The sequence below is a fragment of the Variimorphobacter sp. HTMS_6 genome (assembly GCF_059717775.1).
In genome coordinates this window covers 1,131,517-1,145,141 of sequence record NZ_AP046094.1, presented here as the reverse complement: position 1 = coordinate 1,145,141, position 13,625 = coordinate 1,131,517, and the positions used below count along the sequence as shown (strand labels likewise).

The window sequence follows — 13,625 nt, the reverse complement described above, 5'->3', positions numbered from 1 at the left end:
ATTTCACCTTCAGTTAAATTTTATGATCCATGTTTTACCCTGTACTTTATTACCATCGATTTTTAATGTAACGGTACCGTTTGATTTGCTAGCCGATTCAGCTGATATGGTTTTCGGGAAATCATCCTTGGTATAATTACCGTTATCAATAACCTTTGCACCTGCTACTCCTGGCTGAGTCATCGAAAATTCAAATTCATGTGGATCTGATGGATTTAAGCCATTCGGTGTAAACAAATCATCGGAAATTGTTATCGAACCCTGATAGATTGGACTACATACAGTTATATCTATTGCGGTACCCTTTTTCACTTTATTTTTATAAGATTCTGATTGGTAAGTCACCTGTCCGACATCATAACTATCCGATGGTTCATAGGATATCTTTCCAACTGTTAGCTCAGCAGCGGTTAACGCATCCTTTGCATCACTTTCGGACATACCAAGCAAATTCGGTACAGAAACCTGAGTATTCGCATCACCGTCACTAATTATGATCGTAACAGTATCTCCTACGGAAACCTTCGTTCCTGCTACCGGATCGGTGGAGATAACTCTGCCCTTTTCCACGTCTGAGCTTGGTTTGTAGTCATTCTTAACCTTCAAGCCTTTATCGGTTAATTTCAGCTTGGCGCTTGCCTCGGATAGATTGGACACATCCGGTACTTCTAATTCTTCTGCTCCAAGACTTAGGGTCAATATAATAGTTGAACCAATCTTTACATCATTATCCTTATTCGGATATTGCTTCATAACCTGATCCTTATTATATTCATCGGAATATTCCGGATCATTATATTGCACAAATGCGGTTGGATCGAGATCATTAATTGCTTTTTCTGCGTCTTCCTTGGTTTTGCCGACAACACTTGGCATCTTGAAGTTTTTTGCAGTCTCAGATATCGTTGGAGATGCTTCAGGACTTGGTGAAACCTCCATAGTCACGGATGGTTTATCTCCGCCCTTCGGCTTTCCTCCACCGTTACTCACAAACCAAACCACTGCAAATACGATAGCTAATATAATAATGCCTGCAACAACGATGGTTCCAATCATGAATACCTTTTCCACTTTTGCATCCACAGTGTCAAGATCTTCATCATCATCCTCTGTTATTTTACCCGTATTATAATTCTTAACCGGGCGAGTATCTTCCTCCAGATAAGCTCCACTTTTAATTTTGCTAAGATCATCCGATATGTTTATCGTCGGAGAATCCGGTGCAACAAAAGCAGGAATCTGAACAAAATCACCATCCGGATTCGTGATTGCTTTTTTCAAGTCTGCAATTAAATCCGAAGCGGAATGATATCTTCTCTCCGGTCTCTTTTGCATACATTTTTGTACGATTTTATCAATACTTACCGGAATAAAAGGATCTAATTCACGTAGTGGTACTGCTTCTCCCTGAATATGAAGCAGAGCAACTGATACAGTGTTATCACCGGAAAAAGGTACCTTGCCGGACAACATCTCATACAGTGTTACACCGAGAGAGTAAATATCACTTTTTTCATCGCTATAGCCACCTCTCGCCTGTTCAGGAGACAAATAATGTACTGATCCCATCGCATTTGAAGTAATGGTATTCGAATTCGTTGCCTTTGCAATACCGAAATCAGTTACCTTTACTTTACCATCTCGCGATATAATAATGTTCTGGGGTTTAATATCTCTATGAATTATGTGATTTTCATGAGCCGCATCCATTCCTTGAGCGATCTGAATACCGATACCCACTGCTTCTTTAATATCAAGCTTACCTTTTCTCTCAATAAATCGTTTGAGCGTGATGCCTTCAACCAGTTCCATTACAATAAAATGTAAGCCGCCGTCATCACCTACATCATAAACATTAACAATGTTAGGATGAGATAAGCCCGCAGCTGATTGAGCTTCCCCTCTGAATTTGTCTACAAAACTTTTGTCATTTGAATATTCTGCCTTTAATACTTTGATTGCAACAAAACGATTTAACCTTTGGTCCCTTGCCTTATAAACATCGGCCATACCGCCTGAGCCAACTTTATCAATGATCTCATAACGATTGCTGATAGTCATACCAGGTTTTAACATTTTTGTTCACCTCATCTTTAAACTTTAATAATTATTACTGCAATATTATCTTTTCCACCGTTCTTATTTGCATCTTCGACTAACTTATGGGCAGCTGCTTCAATATCATCATTTTCTTTGATGATCTTTTCAATTGCCTCATCTTCTAACATATTAGTTAGACCATCCGAGCACATAAGTACTACATCTCCCTCGTCCAAGCTTACCTCAAAAAAATCAGGCTCCAAATGTTCGTTTGCACCTACTGCTCTGGTAATCACATTCTTGCTGGGATGAACTCTAGCCTGTTCTCGATTCAATTCACCCGTCTTTACCATCGCTTCGACTAAGCTATGATCCTCAGTAATCTGTTTCATCTCTTGATCGATCACATATAGCCTGCTATCACCAACATTTGCAACATACATTTCTTTATCAAATATAGTAGCAACCACAAAGGTTGTTCCCATACCTTCTAATTCAACTTGATCGTCTGCTATACTTCTAAGGGATGCATTTGTTTCTTTTAACGCTGCTTCAATTGAAGAAACCGGTGATTCCAACTCACTTTCTTCGATTTGTTGTTTAAAATACTCCACACAAAATCTTGAAGCATAGTCTCCTGCATTATGTCCACCCATGCCGTCGGCAACAATGAATAAGTTCGGAAACTTACCCACTGCGGTTTCACTACAAAAGACATAATCCTGATTAATCTGTCGCTTCTCTCCGATATCGGTTAACGAAAACGCTCTCAAGACTGCACCTCCCAATCATGGCAACCTCTAAAGACTTTTTTTATCTAAATAACTCTTCCTTAGTTGTCCACAGGCAGCATTAATATCTGTGCCCATTTCTCTTCTTATAGTAACATTAATTCTGTTTTTTTCAAGTATATTTTTGAAATTTTGTATTTTACTGCTATCAGATTTCCTGTAATCTCGCTCTTTAATCGGGTTCACAGGAATCAAATTTATATGGCAATTCATTCCCCTTACCAGTTTTGAAAGTTCCTTTGCGTGAACTTCTTCATCATTTACCCCATTTACCAAACTGTATTCGAAGGTTAATCTTCTGCCTGTTTTTTCATAATAATAGAGAAACGCATCCATCACTTCTTTTAAATCATACTTAGATGCGATCGGCATTAACTGCTTTCGTATCTCGTTATTCGGTGCATGCAAGGAAAGCGCCAGCGTAATCGGTAATCCTTCCTCCGCAAACGATCTTATTTGCCCCGGTATACCACAGGTAGAGACAGTGATATTTCTTGCACTGATATTCAATCCCTTCTCATTTGTGATAAGACGAAGAAAACGAATGAGATTATCATAATTATCTAGTGGTTCTCCCGTACCCATAACAACGATATTGGAAACCCTCTCACCTGACAGGGACTGGATACGATAAATCTGATCCAACATCTCTGAGGGAAGCAAATCCCGTTCCTTGCCGCCAATCGTGGAAGCACAGAACTTACAACCCATTCGACATCCTACCTGTGAGGAGATACACACACTGTTGCCATGATGATATTTCATAAGAACGCTTTCAATCACTCTATCATCCTCTAGACGAAATAGGTATTTTACAGTTCCATCATTCTCGGAGCGCAGTGCATCAACCTGTTCCAGTGCCGTGATTGGGTACTTTTCCTTTAATATTTCTCGAAGATTCTTCGGTAAATTCGTCATCTCATCATAACTTGATACCAACTTAACATGAAGCCACTCAAAGATCTGCTTTGCTCGAAATGCCGGTAATCCAAGTACTTTCAATTCTTGAACCAATTCTTCTTCATATAGGGACTTTATATCGACTGTTTCCATTTGTTTATCCTATTCTATCTATAATTTTACTGCAACTTGCTCTTCTTGCGAAATCTCGCCAGATAAAAGCCATCCGTATTATGAACTCCCTGTAATAATTGCAGGTGTCCCTCATTTGTATCTTCGCAGTGTAACTGCTCCGGCAGATAGGGGTCAAGGCTCTCTGCGTTAAAATCAAAGTTCTCTAAAAACCACTTGCGATTATCCTGATTTTCAAAACGATTAATGGTACAGGTGCTAAATATCAGCACTCCACCTTCTTTTACATAATTTTGCACAACTTTTAATATATCTCTCTGTAGCTGTGCCAATTCACTTATCTGGTTTTTGGCCAAATTGTATTTAATATCCGGCTTTTTCCCTATTACTCCCATACCGCTACATGGAAGATCTGCGATAACGATATCTGCTTTCCCTATAATATCTGTGTCCTCTACCGTTGCGTCCCATACCTTCGTTGATACATTGGTAAATCCCATCCGGTCAATATTCTCGTTAATATAATTTATCTTATAATCCGTTAGATCCCTGGCAGAAACATTTTCTGCAGTTTCTGCAGCATGAAGTGCTTTTCCGCCGGGAGCGGCACATACATCCACTACAAAATCTGCTTCTTTTATACCTGCAGCCTCACATACCAGCATCGAGCTTACATCCTGCACTGTGAACAGACCTTGCCTAAAGGACTCTAATCGATCCAAATAATCATAATCCGTAAGTTTAAATGCATAATTCAGATATTCGCTTTGAGCAACGGTTACCCCTTCATTCTCTAGTGCAATGCTTAACTCGGTAGGAGTTACCTTCTTTCGATTACAACGGATTGTGATCTCCTTTTCCTTCAATGAAGCACCTAAAATCTTCTCAACAACATCAAAGCTATATAAACCTAGAAGCTCTTTGACAAACCAATTCGGAACCGAATATGTTACCTCTAGATAAGAACAAGGGTTTTTCTCTTTTTCCGGGTAACTCAAATCCTCTAAATTCCTTGCAATATTCCGAAGCACACCGTTTATAAAACCTGATAATTTCGTAAAACTCCTTTTCTTCGCCAGCTTAACCGCTTCATTACATACAGCGGAAACCGGCACTTTATCCATATACATAAGCTGATACACACTCATTCTTAAAAGGTTACGAATGAATGGCTTCATCTTATGTACCGGAAGAGAGGAGAACTGATTTATGACATAATCAAGGGTAAGATAAACCTTGATCGTTCCTGTAAATGTACGCGAAATAAATGCTCTATCCTGTTTTTGCAGATGCTGGTATTTTCTTAAGGTACCCTTTAATACGGTGTGGCTGAATTTATCCCCCTCTAATACTTCAAGCAGCATATCAAGAATAATTTCACGCGTATTTATCGTATCAGTCACGGCTTCTTCCTCCGCCAAACAATATAATCAGTCGTAATAACTGTAAGATGGTCGCTGCCGCTGCTGCCACATAGGTAAGCGCTGCTGCATCCAATACTTTTTTCGAATGTTTTAACTCATCGCCGTATAAAATACCTGTCTGTCCAAGCTTTTGAATCGCTCTTTTGGAAGCATTAAACTCCACCGGCAACGTAATGATTTGAAATAATACTGCTGCCCCAAATAAAATAATTCCAAGATAAATCAATGTTTGATTAAAGCTTAAGAGTAATCCAAGTATAATGAGAGGCCATGCAGCCATGGATCCTATATTCGCTACAGGAACCAAAGCACCACGAATACTTAACGGTGCATAAGATTCTTGATGCTGAATCGCGTGACCGCATTCATGTGCAGCTACACCGATTGCAGCTAATGAGGTTTGTCCATATACAGGATCAGATAAACGCAGTACTTTATTTTTGGGATCATAGTGATCATTCAGATCTCCTGATATCCGTTCAATACGAACATCATAGATACCTGCCTCACGGAGGAGTCGCTCTGCAACCTGCGCCCCTGTCATCCCGGATGCGCTACCTACCCTAGAATACTTTCCAAAGGTTGATTTAACTTTTGCGGATGCCGCAAGTGTTATTACAATACCGATTATAACCAATATATAGGTTGGATCAAAATAGCCAAAATACATAATTGTGTACACCTACTTTCTAAAATAAAACAATATGCTCTATTGAATCGTCTGTTTCTATCTATATGATAGTATAAATGTTTGATTATTATGTGAAGATTTCATTAACCTAGCTTAATTCCTGGCTGAATCGGAAATCCTCTTAGGAATGCATCTGCTGCCATACGCTTTTTGCCTTCCAACTGTAATTCCTTAATCACTAATATCCCATCACCGGTCATGACCTCAATGGAATCCTTATTAATAGCCACCACTTCACCGGCAACTGCGCTTCCATCGCCTGCTTTTACTTCTGCTTTCCACAGTTTTAAGGATTTCCCTTCATGAAAGGTATATGCGGTTGGCCAAGGATTTAATCCTCGAATTAATCGTTCAATTTGGACAGCAGGAAGAGAAAAATCAATTTTACCCATCTCCTTGGTAATCATCTTCACATAAGTAGCGTGCTCTTCATCCTGTGGAATACGCATTGCGGTGTTATTCTGGATCTGTTCTAATGCTTCCACCAGTAACTCTCCACCCAGTACCGCCATCTTATCAAATAGACTTCCGCCTGTTTCCTCTGAAGAGATTGCAATCTTCGACTGTAGTATGATATCTCCTGTATCTATACCTACATCCATATGCATAATCGTGATTCCGGTCTCCTCCTCACCGTCCAGGATGGAGTACTGAATCGGAGCTGCGCCACGATACTTCGGAAGCAGGGAGGCATGTACATTGATACATCCCTTTGGTGGTATGTCAAGTAATGTCTTTGGAAGTATTTGACCAAAAGCAGCTACCGCAATTACATCGGGAGCAAGTGCACGAATCGTTGTAAGGAATTCTTCTTCTCTTACCTTAACCGGCTGATAAACCGGTAATCCATGTTGTATAGCTAATTCTTTCACCGGTGGTTGGCTAACCTCACGTTTCCTACCTTTTTGTTTATCCGGCTGTGTTATCACTCCAATTATCTCATGACCAGATAGTAATAATTTCTCTAATATGGTTGCTGCAAAATCCGGCGTTCCCATAAATAATATCTTCATCGTTTCACCATGCCTTTCATCAACTACGTCAAGCGTCAGATTACAAGGATTCTTATCTCAATTTTCCCTTACCTTATTCTTGCATTACTTAAAATTCTATCGGCTGATTATTCTTCCTCTTCCTCATCTTCCGAGAAGGAACTACGTAATTCACCTTCCACACGGGTCACATATAATGTGCCATCCAGATGATCAATCTCATGACAGAATGCACGGGCTAGTAATCCGGTACCTTCCACCGTATACTCCTGCATTTTTCTATCCATAGCCTTTACCTTAACGAAATTTGGTCTGGTAACTGTACCCACTTTTCCGGGAACACTTAAGCAGGCTTCATCTCCTGTCTGTTCTCCATCTCGTTCGATAATAACAGGATTAATTAATATAATTGGATCATCGCCCTCCTCCGATACATCAATTACCACTACTCTTTTTAGCACACCGACTTGAGGGGCTGCTAGACCGACGCCTCCTGCTTCATACATTGTATCCAACATATCTTCAATAAGGATGCCCAATTTTTTATCATTTTGCATAACCTCTTTGCTTACTTTATTTAATACATTATCACCAAATTCTCTAATATTTCTAATTGCCATAAATCCATTCCTTTCAACTAATAAAAATGAGTTTCTTTATCATACCATATTGTTGTTTCATTTATCAATAACTACTCATTGGATTAAAATCAAATTGAAGGTTACAAGACGTAAAATTCTCAGAATAATTAAAATACCCTTCCACATAATTCTTCAAATCGATTAATACAAAATATTCATCATGCTTGATATAGATTACTCTTCGGTAGATATCATTTGCTTTTGATACGGTTGCCGGAGCTGGACCAATTACATGTCCTTCCATCCCTTTTTCATCAAGATAATGCTTAATTGCTCCACCAAGCATCTGGGAAGCAACATCCACCGCCTGTTCCTCTTTAGAGGTAATCAGAGCCAGCAGAATATGGGACGCCGGAGGATATTGCATCAATTTACGGTATAGCATCTCCTGTTCAAAAAAGGATGCATAATCACCATCAGCAGCAGTCATGATGCTATAATGATCCGGATGATAGGTTTGTATCACAACTTCTCCGGGCAACGCATCTCGCCCAGCTCTTCCTGACGCCTGATTTAATAACTGAAAGGTTCTTTCACTTGCCCGAAAGTCTCCTGTGTAGAGGGACAAATCTGCTGCTATAATACCAACCAAGGTTACCTTTGGAAAATCATGTCCTTTTACAATCATCTGAGTACCGATTAAGATATCTGCTTTATGCTCCGAGAATGCTTTTAAAATCGCATCATGACTTCCTTTATTCCTTGTTGTATCCATATCCATTCGAAGAACCTTTGCTACGGGAAATTCCCTATGAACAAGCTCCTCTACCTTCTGTGTACCTGTACCAAAGGCAGCAATATACTTGGAATTACACTGTGGACAAAGCTTTGGCTGTACTTCTTCATGCCCACAATAATGGCATACTAGCTTTCCATTATTATGAGACGTCAATGAGACATCACAGTGAGGGCATTTTAATACGTAGCCACAGCTTCTACAGGATACAAAACCTGCATAACCTCTTCGGTTCAGAAACAGCATAATCTGTTCCTTCTTATTTAATCGATCTATTATCAACTCTTTCAGCTTATAACTAAATATGGATTTATTCTTATTCTTAAGCTCCTCTCTCAAATCCACAACCCATACCTTTGGGGGCTTTGCTTCCTTCGCTCTTTTTGTCAGCGAATAAAGCTTATATTCCCCTTTCGTAGCATTAATATAGGATTCTAAGGATGGGGTAGCTGATCCGAGTAGCACACTGGCTCCGGTAAGCTCCGCTCTTTTACGAGCAACCATGACTGCATGATACTTGGGTGAGGTTTCGCTTTTATAGCTGCCCTCATGCTCTTCATCGATGATAATGAGTCCAAGATTTTGAAATGGTGTAAACAGTGCCGATCGTGGTCCAATGATGATATCAATCTCTCCGTTCGCTGCTCTTACACTCTGATCATAACGCTCTCCCTGTGACATCTTTGAATTCATAATTGTTATACGATCCCCGAATCGTTTATAAAAGCGCTGCACCGTCTGAAACGTCAGCGCTATCTCGGGTATCAGCATAATAACCTGTTTTCCTTGTGCGATAACCGAAGCAATAATATCCATATATACTTCCGTTTTCCCACTACCGGTAATGCCATGAACTAAATAGGTGCCTCTTATTCCCTCTTGATATTCTCTAATAAAGTCAATTACTATAAATTCTTGTTCATCATTTAATAACACAGGTTTATATGGCTCTCCACTGTACTGTACCGGATTACGATAGAGCTGCTCCGATACAATTTTCATAATACCCTGCTCCTGCATTCCCTGTAAGGTGGTTCTCGGTATTTTTAATTTACCGATTACCTCCTCATAATCTAAAACTCTGTTTTTTTGCAACGCCTCCAATAGGCGTAATTTTGCCTTATTATTCTTGCGTTGGTATTCATAATAAAGCTGATTGACCCGTTCCGGATCTATGGTTAATTCTACACTTCTTTGTTCCTTGATTTTAATCGCTTTTTTTACAGGAATTACGGTCTTTAAGGAATCATTCATTGTTCCACCGAAGTTTTCCTTCATCCAATATGCCAGATAGATAAGGTGACTTTCAATGATTTGCGCCCCTTGTACTACCTCGCTGATTGGTTTAATTAATTCTTTCGCAATCTTCGGCTCGGTGGAAATTCCAACGATGTAGCCATTAATTCTGCGATTGCCCTTACCAAAGGGTACAACTACCAAAGCTCCTATTACAGCTCGTTCACTATATTCCTGTGGAATGGCGTACTGGTATGTCTTGTCCAGATTTTCATGGGATATATCAATAATGATATCTGCATACATTTGATAAGACATAGCAGCCTCCTTTCCTTCTTTCGTTCTTTTCCTTCATGTATCAATAAATCACACGATTACCTTCCAGCCAGAATATCCTCAATCAACTCACGTTCATCCATGTGATGCTTCACACCCTTAATTTCCTGGTAATACTCATGTCCTTTACCGGCTAAAACCACTACATCACCTTCCTGCGCATTGTCGATACAATACTTAATTGCAGTCTTACGATCAATGATCTCAACATACTTACCGCTACCTTTTTTTACACCAACAAGGATATCATTAATAATATCCTGTGGCTCTTCAAATCTTGGATTATCGGAGGTAACCACAGTAAGATCTGCCAGTTCTGAGGAAACCTCTCCCATCTCAAATCGTCTGTCTCTGGATCGGTTACCTCCACAACCAAAGAGACATACCAGTCTTCTTGGATGATATTCCTTCAATGTGGTAAGTAAACTTCTAAGACTCATCGCATTATGAGCATAGTCAATCATCAATGTGAAATGCTCTGACACAGGGACTAACTCAACACGACCCTTAACATTGATTTTATCCAAAGCCTTAATAATTTCACTGTCTTTCACATCAAAATTTCTACATAAAGCAATTGCACAGAGTGAATTATATACATTGAATTTACCCGGAACATTCATACTAACCTCCAGGTTCATTAATCCTTCTACTTTATAAGCAATTCCCAGATATCCAGGGCATTCTACCAGCTTCACATCGGTAGCCCTGATATCTGCCTTCTCAGAGAAACCATAGGTTTCCACCTTACAGGTGTGCCCTTCAAGAATCTCCAGAGCATGGGAATCATCGATATTAATTAACCCAAGCTTACATTGTTTAAATAACAAACTCTTACATCTTAGATAATCTGCGAAATCCTTATGCTCCGCAGGACCGATATGATCCGGCTCCAGATTTGTGAAGATACCGTAATCAAAGGTAAACCCACTGACACGATTTAGCATAAGACCTTGGGAAGAAACCTCCATCACTACATACTCACACCCTGCTTCCACCATTTCGGCAAAAGTTTGTTGTATTATATAAGACTCCGGAGTCGTATTATTTGCAGGAATCACTTTATCAAGGATAATCGTCTCTATCGTTCCGATCAATCCGACTTTTTTGCCTGTATTCTCTAGGATGGATTTGATCATATAGGTCGTTGTTGTCTTTCCCTTTGTACCAGTGATACCAATTGAAATCAACTTACGTGCAGGATGTCCGAAATAAGCAGCTGACATACAAGCAAGGGCAAGGCGGGTATTTTCAACCTTTATCACTGTCACACCCTTTGGAGCTTCAACATCACGTTCCACAACAATAGCTGTCGCACCTTTTTCCACAACATCATTAATATATTGATGTCCGTCCGTCACTGCACCGGTTATGCATACGAATACGGAACCCTCTCCTACTTTACGTGAATCATATACCAGATCCGTTACCTGCGTATGTATCTCTCCCTGTATACAGCTATACTCTAAATCTTCTAATAATTGTTCTAATAACATATGTCAACCTCCATAGAATATATTTTGCATCGATTCTGATGATGTTATCAAATATAGTATTTGCTAAATGTGATATAAAACAGCATTATTTCACACATATAATTATAGGCGAATAATCTTATTTGTAAAGCCTTAGATCTTATTAACCTACTTATGGTAGAGTTTATAGCACAATATGCAATATTTTTAACCTTGATATTCTACAGCAATCGCTCTTTGATATACCAAATGAACCGCTAAGGCATATAGTAATACAGATATATATTTTTTTATATGGGAGGAATTATGCAACGACTTACCTTCGCCGGAATAGAGAGAAAGACACACCCAAACTGTCAAGATTATCTGGATGGTGTTTATTATGATCGAGAAGTCATCGACCCCTTTGATGAAGAAATTGTAAAAGATATTATTGAAATATATCAAATGTATTCGCACCAGATTGTTCTTGCCGGAGGCGAATGGGCATGGATTCAAGAAAACAAACAAAATGAATATAAAAAGAATTTAGCCAACGGGAACAAAGAAGCCTTAATCTCAATGTATCAAAACTTTTTTCGAAACCAGATATCGTTTGGTATATCTGCGCCTGACAGCGACTCGGAATCAACAAGACGGGATTTGGTGAACGATACCCTTTTAGATTTGGATACCTTAAGAGAATTCTGTGGAGACATACCGGTTTCAGAGTTAAGCACCCCCTTTATAGGAAATCCGTTTGGTGTATTAATTGACGGCTCCCTTATCCTTTACAACTCCTGCAGGCATTATTATCACGCATGTAAACTTAAGGAACTCACTGAGGGTATAAAAAGACCAGTAATTTTAGAAATCGGTGGTGGGTACGGAGGGGTATATTATTATCTGAACCGATTAACAAATAATTATTGTTATATCGTATGCGATCTGGCAGAGACCCTATTCACAAATTATTATTATACAAAAAAATGGTCTCACATGTTTCACAAAGACCTTAAAATAAAATGGGCCATGGAGGGTGAAATCACCCCCAATGACACACAAAAATATGACTTGATCTTTGTCCCATCTAATAATCACAGGAAAATAAATTGTGGATTTGATGTTGCTTACAATTCTAATTCCTTCTCCGAGATGAGTTATAAGGATATTAGTGATTACTTTGATACGATTCATCAAAATATTCCCACATATATCTTTCATCAAAACAGCAATTATAAACTTTGGGAAAGCTCCTCACGCGGACATACTGAAGTACTTGCAAAAGACTTTCCGATTCCTGATGGATATAAACTTATCTACCAGGCGATATCCCCATGGACTGGGGCAGGCGGACGGTATAGGGAATATCTTTACCAATATATCAATTAATGAATATATGAAATTATAACTTAGCTATTTAACATGTGTACTTAAGTATGCTTATACTAATATTTCTCCCACTAGATGTGTGATAGCATTTCCACCAATCTCAACACGATCCATCAAATTCTTGCAATACAGTTCTCCTCCTCTGTAGGAGAGCTGCCTTGCAATCATAACATCTTTACCCAATCGTTCACTCCAAAAAGGGATTAAGGTCGAATGAGAAGAACCGGTCACCGGATCCTCTGGAATTCCTGCTCTGGGAGCAAAGAAGCGTGATACAAAATCAACTTGATCTCCTTTTGCTGTAACTATGATACCAAAGTAATCTTCTAATTGCTTTAAAAGCGAAAAATCAGGTTTTAATTCTTTCATAGTCTGTTCATCCTTGACGACTACGACGAGATCTCTGGATTGATAGGTTTCTAATACGTCAATATTTAATGCTTTTTCCAATAATTGCGGCTTTACACATACTTTCGGTACTCTAGACGGAAAATCCATAAGGTAAATCTCTCCATCTCTTGTAACAGTAAGTTTCCCGCTCTTTGTTTCGAATGCTACCTGATTTAATGTAGTATCTATGTAACTCATCAATACATGTGCACTTGCTAAGGTTGCATGACCGCAGAGATCAATCTCTACTTCCGGAGTAAACCATCGCAGATCATAATGGTCATGATTTTTTACAAGAAAGGCTGTCTCTGCTAGATTATTCTCAAATGCAATCTTTTGCATGATTTCATCGCTTATCCATTTCTCCATCACACAAACTCCCGCGGGATTACCGCAATAATGTTCCTTTGTAAAAGCATCTACAACATAATACTTCATAATGTCCTCCATTCCGCCTAGTAAGTACTGTT

11 protein-coding genes are annotated in these 13,625 nt (G+C 39.2%); 1 reads left to right on the top strand and 10 read right to left on the bottom strand.

Annotation, left to right across the window (positions count from 1 at the left end; translation table 11 throughout):
* Positions 1-9 precede the first annotated feature (9 nt).
* The 9 genes from pknB to AC6IWN_RS05010 form a co-directional block, all read right to left on the bottom strand.
* On the bottom strand, positions 10-2,076 hold the full coding sequence (pknB, locus tag AC6IWN_RS05050) for a Stk1 family PASTA domain-containing Ser/Thr kinase (RefSeq protein WP_497991280.1): 2,067 nt from the start codon (positions 2,074-2,076) through the stop codon (positions 10-12).
* 17 nt (positions 2,077-2,093) lie between these two features.
* Positions 2,094-2,813 carry a Stp1/IreP family PP2C-type Ser/Thr phosphatase gene (locus AC6IWN_RS05045; protein ID WP_497991279.1) on the bottom strand — a complete coding sequence of 240 codons (720 nt, stop codon included), beginning with the start codon at positions 2,811-2,813 and terminating at the stop codon, positions 2,094-2,096.
* A 27-nt stretch (positions 2,814-2,840) separates the two neighbouring features.
* On the bottom strand, positions 2,841-3,884 hold the full coding sequence (rlmN, locus tag AC6IWN_RS05040) for a dual-specificity RNA methyltransferase RlmN (protein ID WP_497991278.1): 1,044 nt from the start codon (positions 3,882-3,884) through the stop codon (positions 2,841-2,843).
* A gap of 26 nt (positions 3,885-3,910) precedes the next feature.
* Positions 3,911-5,266 carry a 16S rRNA (cytosine(967)-C(5))-methyltransferase RsmB gene (gene rsmB / locus AC6IWN_RS05035; RefSeq protein WP_497991277.1) on the bottom strand — a complete coding sequence of 452 codons (1,356 nt, stop codon included), beginning with the start codon at positions 5,264-5,266 and terminating at the stop codon, positions 3,911-3,913.
* Positions 5,259-5,957 (bottom strand): zinc metallopeptidase, encoded by a 699-nt coding sequence (locus AC6IWN_RS05030; protein WP_497991276.1) that lies wholly within the window; start codon positions 5,955-5,957, stop codon positions 5,259-5,261. Before AC6IWN_RS05030 ends, rsmB begins: the two co-directional genes overlap by 8 nt.
* Positions 5,958-6,061: 104 nt before the next feature.
* On the bottom strand, positions 6,062-6,991 hold the full coding sequence (gene fmt, locus AC6IWN_RS05025; RefSeq protein ID WP_497991275.1) for a methionyl-tRNA formyltransferase: 930 nt from the start codon (positions 6,989-6,991) through the stop codon (positions 6,062-6,064).
* Between the two features lie 107 nt (positions 6,992-7,098).
* Positions 7,099-7,590 (bottom strand): peptide deformylase, encoded by a 492-nt coding sequence (gene def, locus AC6IWN_RS05020; RefSeq protein ID WP_497991274.1) that lies wholly within the window; start codon positions 7,588-7,590, stop codon positions 7,099-7,101.
* A 64-nt stretch (positions 7,591-7,654) separates the two neighbouring features.
* On the bottom strand, positions 7,655-9,889 hold the full coding sequence (gene priA, locus AC6IWN_RS05015) for a replication restart helicase PriA (protein ID WP_497992170.1): 2,235 nt from the start codon (positions 9,887-9,889) through the stop codon (positions 7,655-7,657).
* Positions 9,890-9,957: 68 nt separating this feature from the next.
* Positions 9,958-11,415, bottom strand: a complete 1,458-nt coding sequence (locus AC6IWN_RS05010; RefSeq protein WP_497991273.1) for a UDP-N-acetylmuramoyl-L-alanyl-D-glutamate--2,6-diaminopimelate ligase — start codon at positions 11,413-11,415, stop codon at positions 9,958-9,960.
* Positions 11,416-11,700: 285 nt separating this feature from the next.
* Here AC6IWN_RS05010 and AC6IWN_RS05005 point away from each other — a divergent pair, with 285 nt between their 5' ends.
* A complete protein-coding gene (locus AC6IWN_RS05005) occupies positions 11,701-12,765 on the top strand; it encodes a putative sugar O-methyltransferase (RefSeq protein WP_497991272.1) in 1,065 nt (354 codons plus the stop codon).
* Positions 12,766-12,816: 51 nt separating this feature from the next.
* Here the strand turns inward: AC6IWN_RS05005 and AC6IWN_RS05000 are convergent, their stop codons facing one another.
* Positions 12,817-13,593, bottom strand: coding sequence for a PhzF family phenazine biosynthesis protein (locus AC6IWN_RS05000; RefSeq protein ID WP_497991271.1), 777 nt, complete (start codon positions 13,591-13,593; stop codon positions 12,817-12,819).
* Positions 13,594-13,625: the final 32 nt, after the last annotated feature.

Excerpts from the sequence above, each read along its gene's own strand:
- pknB (WP_497991280.1), bottom strand. The coding sequence starts at position 2,076 with ATGTTAAAACCTGGTATGACTATCAGCAATCGTTATGAGATCATTGAT.
- rlmN (WP_497991278.1), bottom strand. The coding sequence starts at position 3,884 with ATGGAAACAGTCGATATAAAGTCCCTATATGAAGAAGAATTGGTTCAA.
- AC6IWN_RS05030 (WP_497991276.1), bottom strand. The coding sequence starts at position 5,957 with ATGTATTTTGGCTATTTTGATCCAACCTATATATTGGTTATAATCGGT.
- fmt (WP_497991275.1), bottom strand. The coding sequence starts at position 6,991 with ATGAAGATATTATTTATGGGAACGCCGGATTTTGCAGCAACCATATTA.
- def (WP_497991274.1), bottom strand. The coding sequence starts at position 7,590 with ATGGCAATTAGAAATATTAGAGAATTTGGTGATAATGTATTAAATAAA.
- priA (WP_497992170.1), bottom strand. The coding sequence starts at position 9,889 with ATGTATGCAGATATCATTATTGATATATCCCATGAAAATCTGGACAAG.
- AC6IWN_RS05010 (WP_497991273.1), bottom strand. The coding sequence starts at position 11,415 with ATGTTATTAGAACAATTATTAGAAGATTTAGAGTATAGCTGTATACAG.
- AC6IWN_RS05005 (WP_497991272.1), top strand. The coding sequence starts at position 11,701 with ATGCAACGACTTACCTTCGCCGGAATAGAGAGAAAGACACACCCAAAC.
- AC6IWN_RS05000 (WP_497991271.1), bottom strand. The coding sequence starts at position 13,593 with ATGAAGTATTATGTTGTAGATGCTTTTACAAAGGAACATTATTGCGGT.